This is a genomic window from Pseudoalteromonas sp. P1-8 (assembly GCF_001399985.1).
Lineage (GTDB): Bacteria > Pseudomonadota > Gammaproteobacteria > Enterobacterales > Alteromonadaceae > Pseudoalteromonas.
The window spans coordinates 1-26,496 of sequence record NZ_LJSO01000015.1 but is presented as its reverse complement, the minus strand read 5'-3'; the positions used below and the strand labels follow the sequence as shown (position 1 = coordinate 26,496).

Below are 26,496 nucleotides of genomic sequence, written 5' to 3'. Positions count from 1 at the left end.
TTCATGACACAGACAACAAAACTAGTTCGTATCGCTACCCGTAAAAGTGCACTTGCTTTATGGCAGGCTGAATTTGTAAAAGCTCAACTAGAGCACTTCCACGACGATGTAACGGTAGAGTTGGTTCCTATGTCGACGCAAGGCGATATTATCCTTGATACACCACTGGCCAAGATTGGTGGTAAAGGCTTATTCGTAAAAGAGCTTGAGCAAGCCATGCTTGATGGTCGTGCAGATATCGCGGTGCATTCAATGAAAGATGTGCCTGTTGAGTTTCCTGAAGGGTTAGCGTTACACACAATTTGTGAGCGTGAAGACCCGCGCGATGCGTTTGTATCAAACAACTACAAAAGCTTAGATGAGTTACCACAAAGCGCTATTGTTGGTACATCAAGCTTACGCCGCCAATGCCAAATTCGCGAAGCTCGCCCAGATTTAGACATTCGTGATTTACGCGGTAATGTTAATACTCGTTTAGCAAAACTAGATGATGGTCAATATGATGCAATCATCCTAGCTGCAGCGGGTCTAATTCGTTTAGAAATGCCTGAGCGTATTACAGCTTTTATCGAGCCAGAGGTATCATTACCTGCAAATGGTCAAGGTGCTGTGGGTATTGAGTGCCGTATTGATGATGAAGTGACAAAAGCACTGTTAGCGCCACTCGAACATAATGAAACACGTATTCGTGTTAATGCTGAGCGTGCTATGAATCGCCGTTTAGAAGGTGGTTGCCAAGTGCCAATTGGTGCATTTGCATTGGTTGATGGTGAGCAAGTGCATTTACGTGGTTTAGTGGGCGCTATTGATGGCAGCCAAATGCTGCGTGATGAAGTGACAGGCCCTGTGGCTGACGCAGAGCAGTTAGGTATTACACTTGCTGAAAAGCTACTTGAGCAAGGTGCTGATAAAATTTTAGCTGAAGTATATAGAGACGCTTAATATGCATATTTTGATAACTCGTCCAGAAGGAAAAGGCACTGAGCTTGCTCTTGAGCTTCAGCAGGCGGGTTATCAAACAACCCTGTGTCCAGTCCTTACCTTAGATTACCTCACCGTAAATAGTAGTGAGCTCGCGCCGCTAGAAAATGCCGATAAAATCATTTTTATCTCGCAAGATGCCGTGCATGCCTTATTAAAACTCACACCAACCATCAACAAAGCAGCGCAACTTTATGCGGTCGGTCAGCAAACGGCTGATGCGGTTTATGAAGCCTTTGGGCGACGAGCCGCAGTGCCCAAACAGCATGATTCAGAAGGTCTGCTTGAATTAAAAACACTACAAGATGTTGAACTAAGTAACATCGTTTTAGTGAAAGGTGAAGGTGGGCGCACGACCATAGCAAAAACCTTAAAACAACGTGGTGCTTTATTAAATCAGTTGGTTGTTTACAAGCGGAGCGCAATTGAGAGCGAACCGGGCAAGTGGATGGACCACTGGCAAACAATTGATGTAGAAGGTATAGTCATTACCAGTAATGCAGCGGTGGATGCCATTTTTAATGGCCTAAATGAGCCTCAGCTTGCATGGTTGAAAGAGCGACAATTTTTCGTTGCCAGTGAGCGTATCGCTGATTATTTAAAGCAACAGAATGTCGCAAGAACACAGATACATATTGCTGCAGGGGCGAGCGACAGCGCTATGTTCACCTGCATTAATCAGCAAGGTAGCAAAATGAGTGAAGCAGAATCAAAACAACCCGCAAAGCCAGTGACTGCAAAGCCAGAGAAAAAAGCGCAAACGGCAAATATTGGGGCGAAAGCGCCTGTACAAGCTAAAAGAGGCATCAGCAAAACAGGTAGCTTAGCGTTACTTATTTCACTTTTAGTGGCTGGTGCAGTTGGCTATGAGTTTTATCTAAAATTAAATAGCGATCAGCAATCGGCTGTGGCATTGACTGAGCTGACAGATGAAAACCTACGCTTACAGCAGCAAATTGATGCATTAAAAAGTGCCCAACAAACAATGCAGCACTCGCTTTATAACAGTGAACAAAAGGTCTCTGATGCACTAAATGAAAGTGCAGAGCAAACACAGCAGCAATTACAAGCGGCTTTAAAGCGCGCCGAGCAGCAAACTTTCACGCTTAATCCGCAAGAAGTCACAAGCCTGCAGCGTATGGCCGAGTTTAAATTGTGGGCAGAGCACGATTACCAAGGGGCTGCTGCTGTGCTATCTCGCTTAGATAGCTTACTTGCAGAACACCCGGGTACAGGCGCTATTCGCCAAGCAATTCACCAAGATTTACAAACCTTGAATGCCATAGAACCTGTGGCTGTTGAAGCAATTTATTTAAAACTGCATGGCATTAATCAAAAAGTTGATGAACTGGTATTTAATGCTATTTCACTCCCTGAAGAGGTCGTCAAAGAAGACCCAAATCAATTAAGTGAAAATGTGAGTGAGTGGCGTCAAAACCTTGCGAAGTCGTGGCAGCAGTTTAAAGACTTCTTTGTAGAAGTACGCACACGTGAAGATATGGTTATCGCACCATTTTTAAGTGAGCAAGAGCGTCACCTAGTAAAACAGCGCTTAAGTTTATACTTAGCTCAAGCACAAGATGCTGTATTAAGTAAACAAAGCAGTGTGTATTTTAGTGCTGTTGATGCTGCTCATAGCTTGGTAAAAGATTACTTCAAACAAGATGATGCGCAAACAAAAGCGGCCTTAAAAAGTCTTGCTGAGCTTTCGAAAGAGCAGCTCAATTTTAGTCCAAAAGTGTCATTACAAAGTACTGAGCAGGTGAAGGAGTGGGCACAATGATCCGCTTTTTATTAATCATTATTGCAATAGCAGTCTGCTTAGGGATTGCCCCTTTTTTTATAGATCAAAAGGGTTATGTACTAATTGCCTTTAATAAAACAACCATTGAAGGGACTATTTGGGGCGTTACTGCACTTTTAATATTGGCATTCGCTGCACTGTTTTTACTTTATAAGCTTTGCCGTTACGTAATATCTTTATATAGCCATACACGCCATGGTTTCTTTGCGCGCAGTGAAGAGCGTAAACAAGCGGCTATTGAGCAAGGTGTATGGAGCTTAATAAATAACGATTATACGGAGCTTGAGCTTGCACTTGATAACAACAGTGTTGCACAAAAGTGGAGCGATATACGTTTTGCGCTTCTAGCTAAAGCGGCACTGGCGAATAATGAAAATGAAAAAGCAATTAGCTATCTTGATAAAATAAGCCAAGATAAGCAGCTAAAGGTGGCTAATTTATGGATTGCTAGCGGCGAAACCAGCACTATTTTTGCTGACCTTAAAGCGTTAGCTGAACGCAAAAAAGCCTCTCGTTTAGAGCTTAAAATGTATGCCCATGTTTTAGTGCAAGAGCAAAAGTGGGCGGCACTTAATGACTTTATGCCACGTTTATTACGCAAAAAAGTACTTTCAGAGCAAGAGTGGCAACAATTGTTCGACCGTTACTTTGCAGCTCAGTCAAACGGGGATTTAACTGAGCGTTATGAGCAATTAGCCAAAAACTTGAAGCCACACGCAGAGGTAAGCTATTTAACGGCGATGGCGAAGGCAGGTGAGTTAAACAAAATTGAGCTAAGCTTAATTAAAATGATCAAAAAACCGCTACAGCATAAAGATTTAGCACGTATTTTACGTACTAGTAGCGCTGGCGATGCACTCAAGCTGCAATCAAGTTTGCAGGATGTATTAAAAAAAGACGCCGAAAATACAGACTTATTACTAGCCCTTGCATGTTTAGCTAATGCTCACGGTGAATACGACTTAGCCGCGCGAGTGTTTGATAAAGCGCTTAATGCAGATAATCGCCATGCTTATTTGCAGCAAGCGGTGCTAAGCTACAGTAAGAGTGCCCAACCAGAAAAAGCATTGGTACTCTATCAATAATTTTACTCCAGCCAGCAAAGGAGCGATGGCTTGAAGAACTTATTTACACTGACAATAAGCATTGCACTTGCTTACTTTCTTACAGGGTACTTAAGTAATTCATTGCTGGCGATTGATGGCTATGCGGTTGCAGCATGGCCGCCTTCAGGTATTGCGCTTGCCAGTATCTTGCTACTTAGAAATCGTGCCTTGCCAGGGGTTCTGCTAGGGGCATTCTTTGTAAACCTTATTCACCTTGATAAAGCCACTGATATTTTTCACTGGCAAATGATGCTGCAGGCAATTGGCGTAACAACTGCATCTACATTCCAAGCTTGGCTTGCCTATTACATTATCATTCATGTCGTTAAACGCCCGATTGAATTATCATCATTGAAGCAAAGTATGCTTGGTTTAATGATTGGCGGCCCTTTGTGTAGCTTGATTGCTGCATCAATTGGCACCGGCTTACTGGTAATTAACAATGTTATTCCGAGTTATGCGGCGCTTAATAATTTTATCGCATGGTGGATTGGCGATAGCATTGGGGTACTGATATTCACGCCATTAATTTTAGCGGCATTTAGTTACCATCATACTCGCCAACGGCTGCAAATCATTGTGCCGTCGCTATTAATTTACGTGGTTATTTGTGTCAGCTTTTATGGTGCAGCCAGTGTAAAAAAAGACAAAGACTTACAGCGCCAGCAAGCTAAAGTCAGTGCTATTCACACGAACCTTGAACACCAAGTTGATGAAATTAAGTCGCACTTAGCCTTACTCGCAACTTTTTTTGCTAGTAGTGACATGGTTGATTTTGACGAATTTAAGCGCTTCACATCAAGGCAACTACAATACAGCGAAGAAATTCTTGCCCTTGAGTGGGCTCCTAAGGTTATTCACTCACAACTAAATAATTATCAAAATTTACTGCGTGATGAACTGGGCGCTGACTATTATGTGAAAGAAAAAAATGCTGCAGGGAAGTGGCAGCCGGTGAGTAAGCGAACGGTTTATTTTCCGGTGCAATATATTCATCCTTTAGCAGGGAACGAACCAGCGCAAGGCTTTGATTTAGCCTCAAACGAGTTACGTAAACAAGCGTTAACTGACTCTCGGTTAATTAAGAATGTCACCGTCAGTGAGCCTATTACCCTGATGCAAGGTGATGGTAACGAAAAGGGCGTTTTATTCTTCAACCCAGTTTATTCAGACACTAATCACCAGGTCGGATTTAGAGGTTATGTTGTCGCCGTGGTCAATTTAGAAGTGTTAGCACAAACACTTAATTTTAATCAGAACACTGATATCGATGCCAGCTTCTATGACGTTACTGACGGCAGTAATCCTGTCGAAATTTACAGCCCACACCGTGTAGGTACAACAGCTATTGCGAGCTTCAACTTTATTATTGGTGAGCGCGTTTGGCAGGTAAAATTATGGGAGTCAGTTGCACAGTCGTCATGGTTGCCTTATTGGTTGGCGCAAATAGTCGGTATGCTGTTTGTTTGGTTATTGATCACCTTTTTGATTTCTGTAACTGGTACTAATATTCAAATTCGTCAGCAAGTGGCAAAGCAAACTCAAAGCCTTCGCGAAGAAAAATTAAAAGCCGATAAAGCCAGCCAAATTAAAAGTGAGTTCTTGGCGAATATGAGCCATGAAATACGCACGCCTATTAATGGTATTAAGGGTTTGCATTATTTAGCAATGCAAGAGCCTGACTGGCAACAAGCCCGTGGTTATATTGATCAAGCCGATGGTGCACTGAATGTACTATTACGGGTAATCAATGATGTTTTAGATTTTTCTAAAATAGAAGCTGGGCGATTGGAGCTACATCAAGAGCCTATTGATGTGAATGCGTTGGTTAGTGAGCTGACTAACTTATTGCAGTTTGAGCTTAACTCACGCTCTTTAGAATTTAGAGTTGAGCTTGATGCTTCTGAACACTTACTGATCTACACCGACCCAATTCGTTTAAAACAAGTATTGTTGAATTTGTTAAACAATGCGGTGAAGTTCACTCAAGAAGGCACGATTACATTACGTATTTGGCAGCAGGGTGAATTTACTTATTTTAGTGTTATTGATACGGGTATCGGCATCAGTAAAGAGGCCCAGCAGCGACTGTTTAAACCATTCTCACAAGCCGATAGCTCAACCTCTCGTCGCTTTGGTGGCACAGGTTTAGGCTTGAGTATTTGTCAAAAACTCATTGTTATGATGGGAGGCGAGATAAGCCTCAGTAGCACTGAGGGGCAAGGTTCAACGTTTACAATTTCGCTGCCATTTGAGTCTCCTCTTGAAGAGGTGATTCATAGTGATGATGAGTTAGCTGATATTGATGTGACTGCTGTTTCATTTGCCAATGATGCAATTTTATTGGTTGAAGATAACCCATTGAATCAACATGTGGCGAGTTCGATTTTAAAAACTAAAGGCTGCCAACCTGATATCGCTAAAGATGGCCACGAGGCTATTAAGATGATCAGTGAAAAAAGCTATGACCTTGTGCTTATGGATATTCAAATGCCGAATATGGATGGCTTACAAGCGACTAAGGTTATTCGTAATAAGTTGCTGATCACCGATTTACCTATTATTGGCTTATCGGCAAATGCTCATGATGATGACCTAAAGAAAGGCTTAGCCAGTGGTATGAATGGTTATTTAACTAAACCAATTGATGCAGATAAACTTTTTAAAACTTTGTGGCATTTTTTGCATAATGCTAGCAGCCATTAAAGCAGACATTTGACCTCTAAAAAGTAAATAAAATCATCTAAACTTGAAATATCGCCGTGGGTACGTATGATCCGCGCAAATTTACTGAACCTGAGTGCTAATTATGATCAATAACAAACTCCCTTTGCTTGATATTCACCGTCATCTAGATGGTAATGTTCGCCCACAAACGATCTTAGACCTTGGTCGTCAGTTTAATCTTGAATTACCTGCTGACAACATTGAAGCGCTTATTCCGCACGTACAGGTTATCGACCCTGAACCAAATTTAGTGGCGTTTTTACAAAAGCTAGATTGGGGTGTAAAAGTATTGGGTGATTACGATGCTTGTCGTCGTATTGCTATCGAAAACGTTGAAGATGCGATTGCCCAAAACCTCGATTACGTTGAGCTTCGTTTTAGCCCATATTATATGGCGCAAAGCCAAGGCCTACACCCGCAAGGTGTTGTCGAAGCGGTGGTTGATGGTGTAAAAAGTGCGTGTCATAACGCACCAATTAAAGCTAACTTAATCGGCATCATGTCGCGTACGTATGGCACCAAAATCTGTCAGCAAGAGCTTGATGCGCTTCTTGCTTTTAAAAATGATTTAGTCGCGGTTGATTTAGCTGGCGATGAAATTGGTTTCCCGGGTGAGCTATTTGTTGATCACTTTAAACAAGTTCATGATGCATACTTAGCTGCCACTATTCATGCCGGTGAAGCGCGAGGTAGCGAAAGCATTTGGCAAGCAATTAACGAGCTTGGTGCAACGCGTATTGGTCATGGTGTAAAAGCGATTGAAGATGCTGCACTAATGGATTACTTACGTGATAAGCGCATTGGTATTGAGTCTTGCTTAACCAGTAACATTCAAACCAGCACTGTTGCTGAGCTTGCAAAACACCCGTTAAAAACCTTCTTAGACCATGGTATTTTGGCATCAATTAATACTGATGATCCAGCAGTTGAAGGTATTGAAATAGCGTATGAGTATCAAGTAGCAGCACCTGCGGCAGGCTTAAGCCAAGCCGATATGGAAAAAGCGCAAGCTAATGCGCTTGAAATTGCTTATTTAAGCGATGCAGATAAAGCTGCTTTAAAACAGTTAGCTGTTAATCGTTAAGCAGCTAACTTACACTTGGTGCTCTTGGCATGAGACATAGTTTTCATACAATGCCTTGAGCACGTCTCCTCGGCTGATCATGCCAACAACCTTACCATCCTCGATAACCGGGTAGTTTTTTGGCTTTCCAGTTTGCATGCCATCTGCCAGTTCTATGATGTTTTGATCGCTACTTACCGTGACAACATCGGTGCGCATTAGCTGTTTTACCTTCACTACACCATCACAGAAATAACTGTTTTGCATGAGCGGTTGCAGCAGCTCTTGTTCAGAAATAAAGCCAACTAGGCTTTTGTTGTCATCGAATACAGGTGCGCCTAGTAATTTAAACTTTTGCAGCTCGCTAATCGCGGTGGTCATTTCAGTTTCAGGCGTAATGTGTGGCAACTTACGTTGCATAAAGTCTTGTACTTTTGTATTTAGCATTTGGGTCTCTCCCCATCGTTATTCTAATCAGAGTATGGTCAAGGAAATGCAGTTTGTGAAATCGTTTAGACGGATTAAGGCGATAGGTAAAACAAATAAAAAAGGCATCCAATTGGATGCCTTAAAAATAACCGGTATGAGTTAGTTATTTAATGAATGCAAATGCATCGGCGTACATGTTCTCACGTACCGCACCATGATTAATAAAATCATCGCGAACCACGCCAATCATGTCGAAGCGGCCTGCCATGTATATATCATATGGTTCTAAAGACACGATATCTTCCATAACAGCCTTGTGGACGTAACCGGTTTTGCCATTCCAGCTTTGCGGCGCATTTTCAACTACTGGAATGTATTGGAAATGTGGGTTGCTGTTTGCCCATGCTTGCATTTCATCATGAGCATAAAGTGCAGCTTCCTCACGTACACCCCAGTAAAATAATACAGGACGCTCACAGCCGATTTCAGCAAGGTGATCAGCCATTGATTTGGCATAAGAAAAACCTGTACCGCCAGCAAGTAGAATAATTGGGCGCTCACCCTCAACTCGCAGCTGTGATACACCTAAGCCTACTTCAACATTAACTTGCTGTTGCTCTGTATGAGCTTGACGTAAATGGTCAAGCGCTTGCATTGCATACGAATCAGCACCCGCGGCACCAATATGTAGTTCAATCTGTTCAGTTTGCGACGGGCGGCTTGCAATAGAAAAGGCACGCTTATCTTTTTCGCCTAATACAAGTTGCATATATTGGCCTGCCTCGAATGACACAGGTTGCTGTGGTTTCAAAATGACCTTATGTACATGGTCTGTAAGCGGGCTGATCGCAACAACGTCAGCGAGTAGTGTTTGCATAGTTTACCTTTATAAGCACAGAAGCAAATTCGGTTATGAATCGCACTCATAACCGTTAAATTTTGAGCAGTTTAACATAGTCACAGCCTAGAGAATATCTAAGCTGTCCCATAATTCATCAACACGTTCTTTGATTTTTGGATCCATGACAATGGGCTCACCCCATTCACGATCTGTTTCGCCAGGCCATTTATTAGTCGCATCCATGCCCATTTTTGAGCCAAGGCCAGAAACTGGCGATGCAAAATCTAAATAATCAATTGGCGTGTTTTCGATCATCGTCGTATCGCGAGCAGGGTCCATACGTGTGGTAATGGCCCAAATTACGTCGTTCCAGTCGCGTGCGTTTACATCATCATCGCAAACAATCACGAACTTGGTATACATGAATTGACGCAAGAAAGACCACACCCCCATCATTACGCGCTTAGCATGACCTGGATATTGTTTTTTCATCGTGACCACAGCCATACGATAAGAACAGCCTTCAGGTGGCAGATAAAAATCTACAATTTCAGGGAATTGCTTTTGCAGAATTGGCACGAACACTTCGTTCAAAGCAACCCCGAGTACTGCTGGCTCATCTGGTGGACGGCCAGTGTAAGTGCTGTGATAAATTGGGTTTTCACGATGTGTAATGTGAGTGACCGTCATCACCGGAAACTCGTCTACTTCGTTGTAGTAACCGGTGTGATCGCCATAAGGGCCTTCTGGTGCTGTTTCACCCGGCATAATATAACCTTCAAGTACGAACTCTGCGGTAGCAGGCACTTGTAGGTCATTTGAAACCGATTTAACAACTTCAGTCTTACTACCGCGTAGTAAACCAGCAAATGCATATTCGCTTAGGGTGTCTGGTACTGGTGTTACAGCGCCTAGGATTGTCGCAGGATCGGCACCTAATGCGACAGATACAGGGTAAGGTTCGCCTGGGTGCTCTTTACACCATTCACGAAAATCTAATGCGCCACCGCGGTGCGATAGCCAACGCATAATAATTTTGTTTTTACCCAATAGCTGCTGACGGTAAATGCCTAAGTTTTGGCGCTTTTTATAAGGCCCTTTGGTAACCGTTAGACCCCATGTGATCAAGGGAGCAGCATCACCTGGCCAGCAATGTTGGATAGGTAACTTAGTTAAATCAACATCATCGCCTTCAAGTATAACTTGCTGACAAGGCGCTTTTTTTACTTCTTTAGCTGGCATATTCAGTACTTGTTTGAATACTGGGATTTGCCCTAGTGCCTCTTTAATGCCTTTTGGTGGCTCAGGCTCTTTTAGAAAAGCTAATAACTTACCAACTTCGCGCAGTTCACTAACATCATCTTGCCCCATGCCCATTGCAACACGCTTAGGCGTACCAAAAAGGTTGGCAAGAACCGGAATAGTGTGGCCTTTAGGGTTTTCGAATAACAGAGCAGGACCTTCGGCACGTAACGTGCGGTCGGCAATTTCGGTCATTTCAAGGTAAGGATCAATTTCTTGTTTGATCCGTTTTAATTCACCTTTTTGTTCTAATAGCTCGATAAATTCGCGAAGATCTTTATATTTCATTATAGCCGCTTAAACGCTGAATAAACTGTCGCTATTATACTCAAAACCACTGATTAAGCTAATTTAGCCACGAAAGCTTTTGCTATTACTGAGTTAAGCTACATTGGTACTTTTTACCTTTTAAAATCAACATGGCTTCATCGCCTTTTGACCAAAACAGCACATTATCGGCACTGTATTTAACCCCTGAGCCGCTTACTTGGCGATTGAGTAAAAATTCACTCTCCTTAAATGTCAGTCTTGCTTCCTCATCACTGTATTCAACAATACTGGCGCTGAGGGTCTCATCGCACAGATAATTGCTTGGTGCACTTTGCTCAGCACACGCGCACAAGGTAACTAAAGCGAGCCCTGAGAGAAGTGGTTTAATCATAGAAACACCTCTATTTTTGAATGAGCTATAAGCCTAACAAAGAAAAATTAACCGTTGGTGAAAATGGCAGGATAAGTTATGTTGATAGTGTATTTAATGGGCAAGGAACCACCATGGCAGGCACAAATTTACTAACCTTACTTGATGATATTACAACACTTTTAGACGACATTGCGACGATGAGTAAAGTCGCAACAAAAAAAACAGCAGGGGTGTTAGGTGATGATCTGGCTCTTAATGCTCAGCAAGTCACAGGGGTAACTGCCGATAGAGAGTTGCCTGTGGTTTGGGCTGTGGCAAAAGGCTCGTTTATTAACAAAGCCATCTTAGTGCCCGCAGCATTATTGATTAGTGTTTGGTTGCCTTGGTTAATTACTCCGCTGTTAATGGTTGGCGGGCTGTTTTTGTGCTTTGAAGGTGCAGAGAAAATTATCGAAAAGCTGTTTGGTCATGCTCAACAAGAAGATGAAACTCTGGCTGAACAACAAAACTTACAAGAATACGAAAAGCAAAAAGTGAAAGGGGCGATCCGCACTGATTTTATCCTCTCAGCAGAAATTATCGTGATAACGCTAGGCACGGTTGCTGGCGCTACACTGGTGAATCAAGCTTTAGTGCTTAGTGTAATAGCAATTATTATGACCATTGGCGTGTATGGGTTAGTTGCAGGGATTGTTAAACTAGATGATGCTGGTTTGTATTTACTGCAAAAAGCGCAGCAAAGTGGCGGTAAGTTTAAAGAGTTAGTAGGTAAGTTTTTACTTGCTGCAGCGCCTAAGTTAATGCGCTTTTTAGCCTTTGCAGGAACGGTTGCTATGTTTTTAGTTGGCGGAGGCATATTGGTACATGGGATCCCCGTTTTACATCACGCCCAGCAAGGCAGCACAGAGTTTATTACGGGTTTACTTGGTAAAACGGGTGAGCTGGCTACGCCGATTATATTTGATGGTTTATTAGGTGTTTTGGCTGGAGTTTTGATTGTTATATCTATTAGTCTTTACAAGAGGATTTCAAAGTAGTAGTTATGCTTAGAATGTATACCAACCATTAATTTTTTAGTAAATTAATTAACAAGTTAAATGTAAAAGGAATTTTATGAATAGATTAATAATAGTTTTTTCCTGTTTGCTAGTTAGTCTCTGTGCTAATGCAAAAACTGAATTACTTGATATTCAAAACTTTAGTAAAGCAAGTGAATTCGCTGGTGTTAAAATATCCCCTACTGGTAAATATTTAGCTGTAATCACACAACCTGAAGGCAAGAATGCTTTAATGATACTGGATACAGATACATTTAAAGTTCTTCATGCCATCCACTTTCCTGGTAATGCTCAAGTCGGTAACTATTACTGGGTTAATGAAGAGCGTATTGTATTAGCTAAAGAGTATCTAAAAGGTTGGAAAGATCATCCTGAATACCATGGTGAGTTGTTTGGTGTAAATGCAGACGGCAGTCAAGGGGAGTATTTGGTTGGTTACCAAGGTGAAAGGCAAACTGGGACGAGAATTAAAAAGGCAACTCCTGTATTCGGGACCTCTTATGTACTTGATCCACTGGTAGAAAATAAGCGTAAAATGTTGGTTTTAACCATTCCATGGACAGCTGCCAATGAGCCTCATACAATTGTATATGAAGTAGATGTCTATAGAGGGTCAAGAAAAAGGATCACACGCTCCCCTTCAAGAATGGCTAGTTTTCTGACTGATCATGAAGGTAACGTAAGAGTATCAGCTTCGAATGATGACTATCTTAATCCAAAAATATATATCAGACCTAAATCAGGTGGTGAGTGGGAAGAGCTTAATTTAAAGGATGTTTCATATAGTGATGTCGGGTTGCATGCCTTTGATAGCACAGATGAAACTGCTTATGTGACGGCTTCTGTTAATGGAGAAGCTAAAGGGCTTTATAAATTAAACCTTAAAACTAAACAATTTGATCTAATTCACAAAGAAAACAGTGTTTCACCAAAGCAAGTGTGGGTGGATGAAGTCTCAAAAGAACTGTTTGCTGTCGAACATGAATTAGGCTATCCAACCTATACATTTGTAGGTAATAACTCTAAGAAAAGCCAGCAATTGAAGGCTCTTTTAAAAGTGCTTGAGGGTCAGCAGGTTCAATTAGTTAGCAGTACCGAAAATGGTGATAAGAGCGTCATTTTTGCCTCAAGTGACACTAATCCTGGCAGTTATTATTTATTTGATGCTAAAACTAATAATCTCGGTTTTTTATTTTCATCCAGAAGTTGGATTAAACCTAGTCAAATGGCGATTACAAAGCCCATCAATTTTACAGCACGTGATGGACTAGCTATCTACGGTTATTTAACTATTCCAAATAATACTGAAGAAAAAAACTTACCATTAGTAGTAATGCCGCATGGTGGTCCTCATGGCCCTAGAGATTGGTGGGGATATGATTCAACGGCTCAGCTGCTTGCGAATAGAGGAATTGCTGTACTCAAGGTTAACTTTCGTGGTTCAGGTGGCTTTGGACGAAATTTTGAACGTGCCGGTCATCGCAAGTGGGGGCAGGAAATTCAATACGATATTATAGATGGTGTAAAATATCTTATTTCAAACGGTATTGCCGATAAAAGTAACATTTGCATCATGGGGGCCAGCTTTGGTGGATATTCCGCGTTACAAAGTGCGATCTTGGAACCTGATATGTTCCAGTGTGCGATTGGGGTTGTAGGTGTATATGATTTACCACTCATGTTTGATGAAGGGGATGTATCAGAACGTGATAGCGGACAACGTTTTCTAAAAGTAGTATTAGGCGAGGATGAAGAGCAATTAAAGCGTTTCTCACCAAGCTACAATATAGAAAAGTTGAAAGCTCCAGTATTAATTGTTCATGGTGGGGAAGATAGAAGGGCGCCTATAGAGCAAGCTGAGTCATTAATTTCGGCTCTAAAGAGAGAGAATCATCCTTATATTTATGAACTCTTAGATGATGAAGGCCACGGTTTTTATAAAGAAGAGCACCGTACTCTTTACTATAAAAAAGTATTGGCTTTCTTAGATGATCATTTAAAGCTTTAAAAGAAAAGTGCCGGCGAGCAAGCTCGCCGGCAAGGATTTAGCACGGGAACGTAAGCGTGCTAGTGTGCAAGGTCTTCCTTCAAGTTATACAAACTCAAAAGATGATTCTTCCATCAGGCTGCGTAATCTCAAAAGCAGAGCAGGGAGAGTAACTCGGCTTTAAAAGAGTATAAATACTACGCCACTAAAAATGTTATAACATAACAAATTCAAAGTAAATAGTGAGAACCATATAATTTGGCTGCTTTCTTATGTGTGATATTTATGGGTAATAGATTATTGAGTATTCAATTTACTACAATCGTAGCTCAAGCATAGCTCTGCGAGCTCAATCTTTGCTTTAGGATTCCCTTGTAAGGTAGCTTTGTTGAGCCAGTAAGCTGCTTTTTCGTTATTCACTTCTGTCCCTTGGCCATCACGATACATCTGACCCAAGTTTAATTGCCCCCATGCATAACCATCTTCCGCAGACAGCGTAAAACTTTTCAACGCTTCCTCGTATAGGCCATCTTTGAAGTAAGTAATCCCTTCCTGATTATGTTTATCGAGCTTAACACCCGTATATAAAGGCTTAGGTCTAGGCGGGTGCATAACAAAACCACCAAATAAACTATAAAGCTCAGGTCGCATAATTTTATAAATGCTGCCTTCATCATAAAGCTGCTTTATTTGTGACTTACTGAAAGTCAGGGTTTTACTAGAAAAGTAATCATCTTGAACTAGCATGCTGGTACGCATCGCAATTTCGATGTCTTTGTTGTACTTGTAAGTGTAGTTAGCAACTCTAAAAGTCATGTTCTTGTCATCAAATTCAACGAGCTGAGCTACTTTTAAGTTATTAATACGTTTTGGTTTGCCAGTAAATTTATCTGAATAGACAAAATAGGTATCAAATAACTTTGGCTCGTTTAAGTAATTTTGCTCATTTTCAGTTTGTTCATTCGCACCGATTAATGCATTTGTTAATAGGTAAACGATAATGAATAGGCCAATAAAGTATTTTATAAACGACGCTAACTCTAAGGCGGGCAGTGAATACCAAGGTGCAGGAGTAACATAGCCACAGTCATCACATTGTCTTTGATAATTAATAGAAAGTGGCATGATGGGCAAAATAGTAAAGCGCAAAACTTTACTGTGATTGCTTAAAGAATAATGTTCACTATGACAGTGAGGGCACGTTTTTTGTTTTTTATAGAAAACATCAGCTGCAGCGGTATTAAATAGAAGCATAGTTTCTTCCTGAAGGTTGCTATCAATAAACTAGAACAAATGCAGAGAGTTAGAAAGTAGCAAACTGTAAGCAAATATGAATTAAATATGCTGAACAGTGTTTTCGTTTAGAGAAACAGCACATTCTCTGCTATGATCCACAGCATCTTCGAGGATGTCCCTCAATTATCAAGTTTGGAATATTACTGTGACTGCTACTGCTTTTTCATCTTTGGCTTTGCCGCGAGAGTTAACCGATAACTTATCAACTTTAGGTTATACGCAAATGACGCCAGTGCAAGCGCAAAGTTTGCCAGTGATCTTGCAAGGCAAAGATATTATTGCCCAAGCCAAAACGGGGTCGGGTAAAACGGCTGCATTTAGTTTAGGTGTGCTGGCTAAGTTAAATGTGAAACGCTTTCGTATTCAGTCTCTCATTTTATGTCCAACCCGAGAGTTAGCAGAGCAGGTAGCTGAAGAAGTTCGTAAGCTTGCCCGTGGTATTCATAACATTAAAGTTTTAACATTATGTGGTGGTGTCTCTATTGGTCCACAAATTGGCTCATTAGAACATGGCGCACATATCATCGTTGGTACTCCAGGTCGTGTTGATGACCATATTCGCAAAGGCACATTGCGTTTAGATGATGTTGAGACCCTAGTGTTAGATGAAGCTGATCAAATGCTAGATATGGGCTTCCAAGATACCCTTGATGCTATTGTTGAGTGCATTCCTAACCAACGCCAAACATTATTGTTTAGTGCGACTTATCCAAAATCAATTGCTGCGATAGCTGAGCGAGTGCTTAGCAACCCAGAAATGATTAAGGTAGAAGAAGAGCAAACAAAAAGCACAATCAAGCAATACTTTTACAAGCTAGATAATAATAAACAGCGCTTTAATACATTGAAGCTGTTGTTGTTGAAGTTCCAACCAGAAAGCTGTGTGGTTTTTTGTAACACCAAGGTTGAAACACAGCAGATTTGTGATGATCTTTATGCTGAAGGGTTTAGTGCTGTTGCCTTACACGGTGATTTAGATCAACGTGAACGTGAGCGTACTTTAATTCGCTTTGCTAATAAAAGCGCCTGTATTCTTGTTGCAACGGATGTTGCCGCGCGTGGCTTAGATATCAACGATATGGACATGGTAGTGAATTACCACCTAGCGCATGACCCACAAACCCATGTACACCGTGTTGGCCGTACTGGTCGAGCAGGTAAAAAGGGTATTGCATGTTCTATTTATGGTGAAGCTGAGCAATTTAAAGTGGCACAAATTGGCGACCACTACGAGCGTGATTTTGACCCTGAACCAATTCCGCCATTTAGCTTGCTAGAAAAGCCCGCTTATAAGCCAACCATGGCAACTATTATGATTGATGCAGGCAAGAAGCAAAAAATTCGTGCCGGTGATATTTTAGGAGCATTAACAGGCAAAGAGGGAATTGCCGGTCATCAGGTAGGTAAAATTAACGTACTTGATAATGTGGCCTTTATTGCTGTTGAGCGAGCTGCTGCAAAACCTGCGTTACGTAAATTGACTGAAGGTAATATTAAAAAGCGCAAGATCCGTGCGCGACGTTTGAGCAGATAAATTGTTGAGTTATGAGCAGCTTGCTTTAAGTTGCTCATATTCGAGTTGTATTTTCTTAAACTCAATTGCACAGCCTTGGCGGTCTGGGTGGTGCTTTAGCGCTAGTTGTCGCCAACGCTTTTGTAACTGTTTTTCCGAAAAATCAGTAGGTAGCTGCCATGCCTTTAGTAATTGTAATAGCTGCTCCTGAGGTAATGAGTGAATGCCCTTGTTTGGGCTAAATGACGAAAAACGCTGCCAAAAATCACTTAACAACGCATCTATTTCATCGCTCGTTGTATCAAAGTTTTGCCAATCTAAATAGTAATCTCGTAGTGGATCATGACTTTCTAATGCGTTACCCGTTTGCTTACTAACAAGTTCAATGTGAAGTGACGCAATCTGTAGCTGTTGCTCAGGTGCAAGTTGTGCTTGTAGTTGATAAAGACCATTCATAACTAAAAAGTTGCGTTTAAACAGATCTTTTTGTGGGTCATTGTCTAATTGCTCTATTTTTCCTGATTCACTAAGTGCGCTGGCAAGCGTATGAACCTTCCAAATAGGCTGTTCCAAAAGAAGGTAAAAAATCTCATCAATCAGTGGGTTAACCATTGTTCGCAAGCCTATCTTTAGTGTAATCTACAGTGGTATACGCTATCACAGCTGCTTTTTTGAAACTACGCTAATGTTTTTAGATACTAGGGAATGCATTTAGCCGAGCTTAAATAACTTCATTTTCAGGCTAAGTTGATTTTAAGGGATTTCGCCATATGTTCACATCACTGCGTGTAAGCTTGCTCACTGCTTTATTGTTCAGCTGTAGTTTGTTTGTTTCGCAGTCTAGCTTTGCATCCACTTCGCTACTTGAGCAATTTAGCCAATCCAAGCAATGGCAAGAAAAGCAACAGCTTGCCAAAAAGCTGCTTAACCAAAGTACGACAAATCAAGAACTAAGCCTCGATATATACATGCAGCTTGCCGACTTTGCTCTAGATAAAGGTAATTTCTCGGCGGCTGTGAAAAACTACCAATTGGCTGAGCAAGCAACAAGTTTTACAGCAACGCCAAATCGCTATTTTCGTAGTCTAAAAATGCAAGGCGTCACTTATTATTATCAAGGCTTGATGCAACAAGCTGTGCTTGCGTATAGCAAGGCATTAAGCGTTGCAGAAAAACTACCAGAGCCAATTGCCGAAGCAAACTTACTCAGTAATATTGGCCTTGCTTACTTTGACATGTTCAATATGGATCAAGCACTTAAATATTACAAAGAAGCGAAAGAAATCTATGAAGAGCATGGTAGCGAGCAAGATAAAGCCGATATTTTACACAACATAGCGGGTATTTATATTCGTTTGTCGAGCTATGATATTGCGCTTGATATGTATCGAGAAACGCTAGAGATTTTCCAAAAATTAGGCGATGAAGATGGCGTTGCTCAGTCGTATGGCAATATGGGAGTGGCTTACTCAGAGCTTGGCCAGTATCAACTTTCTTTACACTACTACCAGCGTGCCTTGCGCTACTACCAAGAAACAAATAACGCTTACTTTCTCTCTTCACGCCACGCTAATATTGCTAATGTGTATCTGCGCACCGGTGATTTAGAGCTTGCCTTAAGTCATGCAGAAAAAGCCGTTGAGTTTGCAAAAAGAATTGATAATAAAACATTAGAGCTAGCTGGCTTATTGTCGCAAGCAAAAATCGAGTTATTACAAGGAAAGCTCACTGAAGCTGAGGCCACTCTGACTACCTCAGTTTTTATGGCTAAACAATATAAAGATGATTTGAGAGTACAAGACGGCGCCGGAATGATGGCCCTGATTAAGTCAGGTAAGGGTGACTATGCAGCAGCCGTCGCTAGTTTTGATGAGTTTGTTCGCGCTTTTAAAAGCGAGCAAAGTCTAAAATTATTAAAGTCTATGGGTGAGCTGCAAAGCCAAATCCAAGCAAGTCAGCTTAATCAAGAAATTGTTGAATTAAAGCAGCTACAGAATGTGCAAGAGCTCGAAATGTCTAAACAACGTCAGTTGGGCATTATGCTATTTATCTTGTTTGTGATGATAGTGGTGACGGGTATTACTATTTATCGCCGTAATATTGAAAAAGGGGCAAAAGAGCAACTTTCGTTAATGGTTGCTAAACGAACCAAAGAGCTTGAAGAAACCGCAGATCAACTACGCAGCGCTAATGAAATTAAAAGTCAGTTTTTAGCAAATATTAGCCATGAAATTCGTACACCTTTAACTGCAATCCTAGGCCAAACCGATAATCTTATGAATGGTTATTATAAACCAGAGCAGTTAAACGATGAGCTGGCTGTTATTCAAAAACAAAGCGATCACTTAAAAGAGCTGATTAATGACGTACTTGATATCAGTAAAATCGAAGCTAACAAGCTAGAGTTAAGCCTAAAGGAAGGTGATTTAGTTCGATTACTTACTGATGTTCATTCTATGCTTAGTGGTCAAGCCAAAGATAAAGGGCTTAACTTTTCATTTCATAATGAGCTTGGCGAACAGTTTTACAGTCAGCTCGACTTTACCCGCATTAAACAGATTCTTATAAATCTATGCGCGAATGCAATTAAATTCACCAATCAAGGTGAAGTAGAGTTAAAAGTCTATAAAGTGGAGCAAGGCGTATGGTTTCGTGTAACTGACACCGGTATTGGTATGAACGCTGAGCAGCTTAAGCAAATCTTTGAATGTTTTAGGCAAGGCGACAATAGCATCAGCCGTCGCTTTGGGGGCACCGGGCTTGGTTTAAGCCTATCGCAACAGCTTGCGATGATGATGGGTGGCTATATCAGTGTTGAAAGTGAGCTAAATAAAGGCAGCATATTTTCGTTTTACTTGCCGTGTAAAGAGCATACACCAAGCACGGAAACAGTTGAGCTTGCAAAGTTTGTGCAGCCAGTAACAAAGGGATTGTCTGGTAAAGTGCTGCTTGCTGAAGATCATCCCGATAACCGCCGTTTAATTTCTCGTTATTTAGAGTCGATGGGCCTTGAGGTGATTGCGGTTGAAAATGGTGAGCAAGCTGTTGAGCATTGTCTCAAGGAATTCCCTGATGTGGTGCTGCTGGATATTCAAATGCCAGTATTGGATGGCTTACAGGCGCTCAAGCTATTACAAGAATGTGGCTTTACCCAGCCTGTGTATGCATTAACGGCTAATGCAATTAGCCACGAAATCGACAGTTACCTTGAAGCTGGTTTTACAGGTTACCTTGCTAAACCGATTGATAAAAAAGTGTTTTACACGCAACTTGCTAAGCATTGCAAAAAAGACAGTGCCACAACTAAGTCCCAGCATGATATGAGTGACTTAGTGGCAAGCTTTATCAATAGCTTTGAGCATGAAAGCGCATTAATACAACAGCACCTTGCAGCTTATGAATTGTTTAATTTACAGCAGGATGCTCACCGTATAGGTGGCGCGGCTAAAATGTTTGAGTTAGATGACGTTGCGATGAGTGCAATGGCACTTGAGTCGGCATTAAAGCAAGATAAGCTTACTGACTTAACAAGCTTAGTTGCTCAGCTACTTGAGCAACTACATAATGCTTCGGTTGATCAAAACAGTTCAATATCACCGTCTTGAATTTTTTCAATTTCTTGATTGGTATCGAAGCGTGAGCGATCGATGCGCTGTTCGTGATCGGTTTCTGGTGGTGTAATATGAAACATCGAAAGCTTATCGTCTAAGGTATGGGCAAGGCGAACCAAGTCTTTACTCGATACAGCTTGTATTTGTGAACTTGAAAGAGCATCGGAATTGAGCTCAACCATTGCATCAATACTGGTTTGTGCTTCATCTGACATTTGGCTTTGCATCGCCACCTGCTCATGAACACTCTCAGAAAACGCATTAATTTCTAGCATCGCTTGTTCAATTTTATTGGTTTCTTTAGTTGATGCCTCAGATAGCTCAACCGTGCGCTCGGTTTCTTTCAGTGCGGTTTGCATTAATTGATATGCTTGCTCTGTACTGTGCTGAATTTTAGCTACCATCTCACGCACTTCTTGTGTTGATTTACTGGTGCGGGCAGCCAGGTTTCTTACTTCATCAGCGACTACCGCAAAGCCACGCCCTTGCTCGCCAGCACGCGCAGCTTCAATAGCAGCATTTAGCGCAAGTAAATTAGTTTGTTCGGCAATACTATTGATAACATCAATAACTGAGCCAATCGCATCACTATCTTGCTTAAGTAAAATAATCTGCTCACTGGTGAGGTTAATATTATCGGCAAGCTTGATAAGACTCGCCTGGCTTTTATCTGTGTCTAAACGGGTTTGTTGTACTGATTTGGTGGCATCAGATACTGAATTAAAAATTTGTTCTAAACTTCTATCTAGCTCTTTCGATACTTCAATGGTGCGGGTAATGGTATCTGCTAAATCAATACCATGAGCATCTTGTATGGTGGCTTTTTGAGTCATCGATGCATAGGTATCACGAAGTGCATCAGCCATAGGTAATAAGCGGGCAGATGACGAGTATATTTCGCCAAGCATGTGCTCAACTATCGTCAGACTTGCATTTAGGGCATGACAAGCTTGTGGTAATTGACGATCATTTTCGTCAAAACGGAAAGTGAAATCGATGCCTTGCTCAGAAGTAATGTTAGAAACAAAAAAACTTAGGTGATCTTGTTGTTTGTGCTCAGTCGTATAAACGTAGCCAATCAAAGCAAGCCAAGGAACGACAACAATTAGTGCAAATACAACCATTGCTGCTGCAGATAATTCAAATACGGTAAAACTAGCAATACAACTAAGTAAGCTTATTAAGAATAGAGCTACAGCTACTTTAATGCGAGTCATTGAGGAGTCCTTACCTTTAATCCTATAATGTATAGAACAAATTTCTGTTAATTACCAATAAACTTATTCTGTAAAAGTATAACTTTTAAGGTGTTATGTCCTTAGTTTTACGCAAAAAAAATGCCTGTATTAAACAGGCATTTTTTTAAAACTAGGAATAGTTACTGACGTTTCATTGAGTCAAAGAACTCGTCATTGGTTTTGCTCATTGAAAGCTTATCAATTAAGAATTCCATGGCATCAATTTCTGACATCTCATGAACGATCTTACGTAAGATCCACATCTTTTGTAGTTCATCAGGTTTGGTTAGTAATTCTTCGCGACGCGTACCTGAGCGGTTAAAGTCAATCGCTGGGAATACACGCTTTTCAGCAATCTTACGATTTAAGTGTAATTCCATGTTACCTGTACCTTTGAACTCTTCGTAGATAACTTCGTCCATCTTCGAACCAGTATCGATAAGAGCTGTTGCGATAATTGTTAAGCTACCGCCTTCTTCTACGTTACGAGCTGCACCAAAGAAACGTTTTGGTTTGTGTAATGCGTTTGCATCAACACCACCAGTTAATACCTTACCTGATGATGGGATTACGGTATTGTAGGCACGAGCAAGACGTGTGATTGAATCAAGTAAGATAACCACGTCTTTTTTGTGCTCAACCAGGCGCTTCGCTTTTTCAATTACCATCTCAGCAACTTGAACGTGACGGCTTGCAGGCTCATCAAACGTTGAAGCAACTACTTCACCTTTTACAAGGCGCTGCATCTCTGTAACTTCCTCTGGACGTTCGTCGATTAGAAGTACCATTAGCTCACAATCAGGTTGGTTATAGCTGATTGATTGCGCAATGTTTTGCAGTAGCATCGTTTTACCGGCTTTTGGCGGCGCAACGATAAGTGCACGTTGGCCTTTACCAATTGGTGAGGCTAAATCAAGTACACGTGCTGTGATGTCTTCAGTACTACCGTTACCACGCTCCATACGTAAACGTTCGTTTGCGTGCAGTGGGGTAAGGTTTTCAAATAGGATTTTTGTGCGAGAATTTTCAGGTTTGTCGAAGTTTACTTCATTTACTTTTAATAGTGCGAAGTAACGTTCACCGTCTTTAGGTGGACGAATAAGGCCTGAAATTGAGTCACCAGTACGCATGCTGAATCGACGGATTTGACTCGGTGATACATAAATATCATCTGGGCCGGCTAAGTAAGATGCTTCAGATGATCTTAAGAAACCAAAACCATCTTGTAAGATCTCTAGTACACCGCCGCCATAGATATTTTCACCGCTTTTAGCGTGCGCTTTAAGGATGGCGAAAATAATGTCTTGTTTTCTTAAACGGGCTACGTTTTCGAGCCCCATGGACTCAGCTAAGTTTACAAGCTCTTTGATAGACTTGTCTTTTAATTCGCGTAAATGCATATTGGTGGGTTCTTTATTACAATTGTCATACTCAAAATCATCGTTTGATACATGAGTGAGGTTTGTTGGTATAACTAAGGATTAGTTGGCTTTATAAACTAGCAGGTCACTAGCAAGGCGTCCAGTCTTTAAACAAAATAAAGCTAAAAAAAGGGCAAAAAGCCCTTTTTTTATATTTTCATTAGATGTTGTTTTCTAAAAACTCTACTAATTGAGTTTTAGAAAGTGCACCAACTTTAGTTGCTGCAACTTGACCATCTTTGAAAAGAAGTAATGTAGGGATACCACGGATACCAAACTTTGGTGGTGTGCCTGCATTTTGGTCGATGTTAAGTTTACCAACGGTAACTCGGCCATCAAACTCGCCAGCTACTTCGTCAAGAATAGGGGCGATCATTTTACAAGGTCCGCACCATTCAGCCCAAAAATCAACAAGTACAGGTTTGTCTGATTGTAGTACGTCAGCTTCAAAGCTATCGTCAGTTAATTGAATAATTTTCTCGCTCATTGCGATCTCCGATTAGTTAGGCGAAATATTTAATGCGTATTTAAACACTCTTGTTTCTTATTGCAAGTTTAAACGTTATGCTTAAACGCTATGACTAAGACACATTTGACCGATAAAAAGTTTTCAGACTTTGCTATCGCACCGGAAGTGGTTGCCGGTTTAACCGAAAATGGGTTTGAATATTGCACACCCATTCAAGCGAAATGCCTACCTTTTATTTGTGAAGGCCGCGATATTGCGGGCCAAGCGCAAACAGGTACGGGCAAAACGTTGGCGTTTTTAACTGCCACGTGCCATCGGTTATTACAATCTAGCAAAGCATCTAGTAAACATCCAAGAGCCCTGATCATGGCCCCAACAAGGGAGCTGGCGATTCAGATACACAAAGATGCAAAAATTTTAGCGCCACACTGTAATCTTAACTTAGGATTAGTATATGGTGGCGAAGATTACGAAAAACAACGTGCACAACTAGAAAAAGGCGTTGATATTTTAATTGGCACTACTGGACGCCTAATCGATTTATATAAACAGGGCTGTTATACCCTCAATGAAATCGAGGTTGTAGTGCTTGATGAAGCGGATCGTATGTTCGATTTAGGCTTCATAAAAGATATTCGTTATATGTTTAGACGTATGCCAGAAACGTCTGAGCGTTTAAACCTATTATTCTCTGCAACCTTGTCTTATCGCGTGCAGGAATTAGCGTTTGAACATATGACTAACCCAGAGCATGTACAAGTCGAGCCTGATGTAAAAACAGGTAAGCGTATTCAAGAAGAGCTATTCCATCCATCACAAGATGACAAAATTAAGTTACTGTTAACTTTAATTGAAGAAGAATGGCCAGATAAAGCGATTGTGTTTGCAAATACGAAACACAGTTGTGAGAATGTTTATGCATGGATGAAAGCCGATGGTCACCGAGTTGGGTTATTAACCGGTGATGTAAATCAGAAAAAGCGTCAATCAATTTTGGCTCAATTTACCAAAGGCGATTTAGACTTTTTAGTAGCAACAGACGTTGCAGCGCGAGGTTTGCATATCCCAGAAGTAAGTCATGTATTTAATTTTGATTTGCCAGATGATTGTGAAGACTATGTACACCGTATTGGTCGTACCGGACGTGCTGGTGCATCAGGACACGCTATTAGCTTTGCCTGTGAACAGTATGCCTATAATCTCCACGAAATTGAGCAATATATAGAACACAGCATTCCATTATCACATTATGATAAAAGTGCATTGCTTGATGATTTAACTAAGCCTACTATTCAGAAAAAGCGGAACTATTCTACAGGCCCACGTAATCGTAATAACAACGGACGTCGACCAAATAATAGTTACCAGAAATCACGGTCGTAATAAACGGCCGTTGTTGAAGACTTAGTAGTAACTAGAGGTTTTTGAACGGTGGGGCAACTTCAACCGCAAAAAAATGTGTATGCAGTAATCGACTTAGGATCAAATAGCTTTCATATGCTGATCGCTAAATCGATTGCTGGCGGTCTACAAACGATCGGTCGAGTCAAACGTAAAGTAAGGCTTGCTGCAGGGCTTGATGAAAACAACGTCCTTAGCACTGAAGCCATGCAACGAGGTTGGGAATGCCTAGCCTTGTTTGCTGAACGTCTGCAAGACATACCACAGAAAAACATCACAATTGTTGCGACCGCAACTTTACGTCTTGCTAGCAATGCTGATGTATTCAAGCATAAAGCTGAACAGATCCTTGGTCATAAAATCAATGTTATCAGTGGTGAGCTAGAAGCTAAGACAATCTATAAAGGCGTGGCTCATACCTCAGCTTGCAGCGGTAAACAACTGGTTATCGATATTGGCGGAGCCAGTACCGAGGTTGTTATCGGTCAGGGTTTTGATGCACTGCATTATAAAAGTCTGCATATGGGCTGTGTTACCTTCCTAGAACGCTACTTCAAAGATCAAAAGCTCAGTAACGAAAACTTTGCTGCTGCAATTAAAGCTGCAAGTGAAGTGGTTGCAGAAATTGTCGATGAATACCAAGCAACCGGATGGCAAATTGCGAGCGGCGCGTCAGGTACAGTGCAAGCGATTCAAGAAATCATGGTTGCACAAAATCAAGATGAGCTTTTAACGCTTGATAAACTTCTCGCTATTAAAGAGCAATCAGTGCAATTTGAAACGATTGCTGATCTTGAGCTTCCAGGCTTGAGCGAAGAGCGCCGTCTAGTGTTTGTTTCTGGCCTCGCTATATTGATCGCCTTATTTGAATCGTTAGATATAAAACAAATGGGTCTTGCGCGCGGTGCATTGCGTGAAGGCGTTTTATACAGCATGGTGCCAGAGCTTCATAACCATGACATCCGCAAGCGTACTGTTGATGGTTTAATGAATCGTTATCATGTAGATCAAAAACAGGCTTGTCGTGTTGCGCAACTAGCAGAGCAATTGGCTAAAAGCGTCATGGGGCAATGGCAGTCGATCGATGATAACGCAATCGCATTATTAAGAACGGTTGCAAAACTGCATGAGATTGGCTTACTGATCGAGTATAAGCTTTATCATAAGCACACGGCTTACATTATAGAAAACACAGATATGCCAGGGTTCTCGCAATCTGAGCATAAACTAATTACCGCTGTTGCTTGTGAGCATCGCGCTGATCTTGTTAAAAACAGTTTTGCTCACTTGGGTTGTCATCAACTACTCGCTGAATGCTTAACAAGGGTAGTACGGATCGCTGTGATCTTATCAATGCGTCGCCAAGATGATGTACTACCAACGATTGATCTCAGTGTTAATGAAAACACCCTCACACTGACATTTGATGGTGATTGGTTAAAATATCACCCATTAATGGCCAGTGAACTGCAACTAGAGTCCAAGCTACAAGCAAAAGTAGGTTGGAAGCTCATAGTAAAATAACGTTAAAAGGCCCTTCAGGGCCTTTTTTAGTGCTATTTTTACCCGTTTCGTTCGTATTTTGCGCGAACAGTCATTTTTTTCA

At 41.2% G+C, this 26,496-nt stretch carries 20 protein-coding genes; 11 read left to right on the top strand and 9 right to left on the bottom strand.

The annotated features are described in order from the left end of the window. Positions 1–3: 3 nt before the first annotated feature. The 5 genes from hemC to add all read left to right on the top strand — a co-directional run bounded on the left by hemC (position 4) and on the right by add (position 7,702). Positions 4–942, top strand: coding sequence for a hydroxymethylbilane synthase (gene hemC, locus AN213_RS17330; RefSeq protein WP_055021651.1), 939 nt, complete (start codon positions 4–6; stop codon positions 940–942). A gap of 1 nt (position 943) precedes the next feature. After that, positions 944–2,764: a uroporphyrinogen-III synthase gene (locus tag AN213_RS17325; protein WP_055021650.1), complete on the top strand. Its 1,821-nt coding sequence runs from the start codon at positions 944–946 to the stop codon at positions 2,762–2,764. Beyond that, positions 2,761–3,870 carry a heme biosynthesis HemY N-terminal domain-containing protein gene (locus AN213_RS17320; RefSeq protein ID WP_055021649.1) on the top strand — a complete coding sequence of 370 codons (1,110 nt, stop codon included), beginning with the start codon at positions 2,761–2,763 and terminating at the stop codon, positions 3,868–3,870. The genes AN213_RS17325 and AN213_RS17320 overlap by 4 nt, the downstream gene beginning before the upstream one ends. A 30-nt stretch (positions 3,871–3,900) precedes the next feature. Further along, positions 3,901–6,597 (top strand): CHASE domain-containing protein, encoded by a 2,697-nt coding sequence (locus tag AN213_RS17315; protein WP_055199238.1) that lies wholly within the window; start codon positions 3,901–3,903, stop codon positions 6,595–6,597. 103 nt (positions 6,598–6,700) lie between these two features. Then, positions 6,701–7,702 (top strand): adenosine deaminase, encoded by a 1,002-nt coding sequence (gene add / locus AN213_RS17310; protein WP_055199237.1) that lies wholly within the window; start codon positions 6,701–6,703, stop codon positions 7,700–7,702. 9 nt (positions 7,703–7,711) lie between these two features. Here add and AN213_RS17305 read toward each other — a convergent pair whose 3' ends face one another. The 4 genes from AN213_RS17305 to AN213_RS17290 all read right to left on the bottom strand — a co-directional run bounded on the left by AN213_RS17305 (position 7,712) and on the right by AN213_RS17290 (position 10,914). Further along, positions 7,712–8,128 (bottom strand): CBS domain-containing protein, encoded by a 417-nt coding sequence (locus tag AN213_RS17305; protein ID WP_054563674.1) that lies wholly within the window; start codon positions 8,126–8,128, stop codon positions 7,712–7,714. A 145-nt stretch (positions 8,129–8,273) separates the two neighbouring features. Beyond that, positions 8,274–8,987 carry an NAD(P)H-flavin reductase gene (gene fre, locus AN213_RS17300; protein WP_054563673.1) on the bottom strand — a complete coding sequence of 238 codons (714 nt, stop codon included), beginning with the start codon at positions 8,985–8,987 and terminating at the stop codon, positions 8,274–8,276. An 87-nt stretch (positions 8,988–9,074) separates the two neighbouring features. After that, complete coding sequence (gene ubiD, locus AN213_RS17295; protein ID WP_054554671.1) at positions 9,075–10,541, bottom strand: 4-hydroxy-3-polyprenylbenzoate decarboxylase; 1,467 nt, start codon at positions 10,539–10,541, stop codon at positions 9,075–9,077. An 85-nt stretch (positions 10,542–10,626) separates the two neighbouring features. Beyond that, on the bottom strand, positions 10,627–10,914 hold the full coding sequence (locus AN213_RS17290; protein ID WP_054563672.1) for an MliC family protein: 288 nt from the start codon (positions 10,912–10,914) through the stop codon (positions 10,627–10,629). 113 nt (positions 10,915–11,027) lie between these two features. Here AN213_RS17290 and AN213_RS17285 point away from each other — a divergent pair, with 113 nt between their 5' ends. Both AN213_RS17285 and AN213_RS17280 read left to right on the top strand, forming a co-directional pair. Next, positions 11,028–11,933 (top strand): DUF808 domain-containing protein, encoded by a 906-nt coding sequence (locus tag AN213_RS17285; RefSeq protein WP_055199261.1) that lies wholly within the window; start codon positions 11,028–11,030, stop codon positions 11,931–11,933. A gap of 76 nt (positions 11,934–12,009) precedes the next feature. Further along, positions 12,010–13,962, top strand: a complete 1,953-nt coding sequence (locus AN213_RS17280; RefSeq protein ID WP_055199236.1) for a S9 family peptidase — start codon at positions 12,010–12,012, stop codon at positions 13,960–13,962. A gap of 276 nt (positions 13,963–14,238) precedes the next feature. Here the strand turns inward: AN213_RS17280 and AN213_RS17275 are convergent, their stop codons facing one another. Further along, the gene (locus AN213_RS17275; RefSeq protein ID WP_055199235.1) at positions 14,239–15,195 is read right to left on the bottom strand and encodes a tetratricopeptide repeat protein; all 957 of its coding nucleotides are present in this window, start codon (positions 15,193–15,195) and stop codon (positions 14,239–14,241) included. A gap of 187 nt (positions 15,196–15,382) precedes the next feature. Between AN213_RS17275 and dbpA the strand changes: the two genes are divergently transcribed. Further along, a complete protein-coding gene (gene dbpA / locus AN213_RS17270; RefSeq protein ID WP_055199234.1) occupies positions 15,383–16,771 on the top strand; it encodes an ATP-dependent RNA helicase DbpA in 1,389 nt (462 codons plus the stop codon). Positions 16,772–16,780: 9 nt separating this feature from the next. On the opposite strand, the gene AN213_RS17265 is transcribed toward dbpA, so the two are convergent. Beyond that, a complete protein-coding gene (locus tag AN213_RS17265) occupies positions 16,781–17,362 on the bottom strand; it encodes a DNA-J related domain-containing protein (RefSeq protein ID WP_055199233.1) in 582 nt (193 codons plus the stop codon). A gap of 158 nt (positions 17,363–17,520) precedes the next feature. Here AN213_RS17265 and AN213_RS17260 point away from each other — a divergent pair, with 158 nt between their 5' ends. Beyond that, a complete protein-coding gene (locus AN213_RS17260) occupies positions 17,521–20,355 on the top strand; it encodes a tetratricopeptide repeat protein (protein WP_055199232.1) in 2,835 nt (944 codons plus the stop codon). Here the strand turns inward: AN213_RS17260 and AN213_RS17255 are convergent. From AN213_RS17255 to trxA, 3 genes are all read right to left on the bottom strand, one after another. Then, positions 20,328–21,578 carry a methyl-accepting chemotaxis protein gene (locus AN213_RS17255; protein ID WP_055021645.1) on the bottom strand — a complete coding sequence of 417 codons (1,251 nt, stop codon included), beginning with the start codon at positions 21,576–21,578 and terminating at the stop codon, positions 20,328–20,330. The genes AN213_RS17260 and AN213_RS17255 overlap by 28 nt on opposite strands. A 161-nt stretch (positions 21,579–21,739) precedes the next feature. Continuing rightward, positions 21,740–22,999, bottom strand: a complete 1,260-nt coding sequence (rho, locus tag AN213_RS17250; RefSeq protein WP_054554678.1) for a transcription termination factor Rho — start codon at positions 22,997–22,999, stop codon at positions 21,740–21,742. A 181-nt stretch (positions 23,000–23,180) separates the two neighbouring features. Next, complete coding sequence (trxA, locus tag AN213_RS17245) at positions 23,181–23,507, bottom strand: thioredoxin TrxA (RefSeq protein WP_054554679.1); 327 nt, start codon at positions 23,505–23,507, stop codon at positions 23,181–23,183. Positions 23,508–23,597: 90 nt separating this feature from the next. Here trxA and rhlB point away from each other — a divergent pair, with 90 nt between their 5' ends. Both rhlB and gppA read left to right on the top strand, forming a co-directional pair. Continuing rightward, entirely contained in the window at positions 23,598–24,872 is a 1,275-nt protein-coding gene (gene rhlB / locus AN213_RS17240; RefSeq protein WP_054554680.1) for an ATP-dependent RNA helicase RhlB, read from the top strand. 48 nt (positions 24,873–24,920) lie between these two features. Continuing rightward, positions 24,921–26,414 (top strand): guanosine-5'-triphosphate,3'-diphosphate diphosphatase, encoded by a 1,494-nt coding sequence (gene gppA / locus AN213_RS17235; protein WP_055199231.1) that lies wholly within the window; start codon positions 24,921–24,923, stop codon positions 26,412–26,414. The last annotated feature ends 82 nt before the right edge of the window (positions 26,415–26,496 follow it).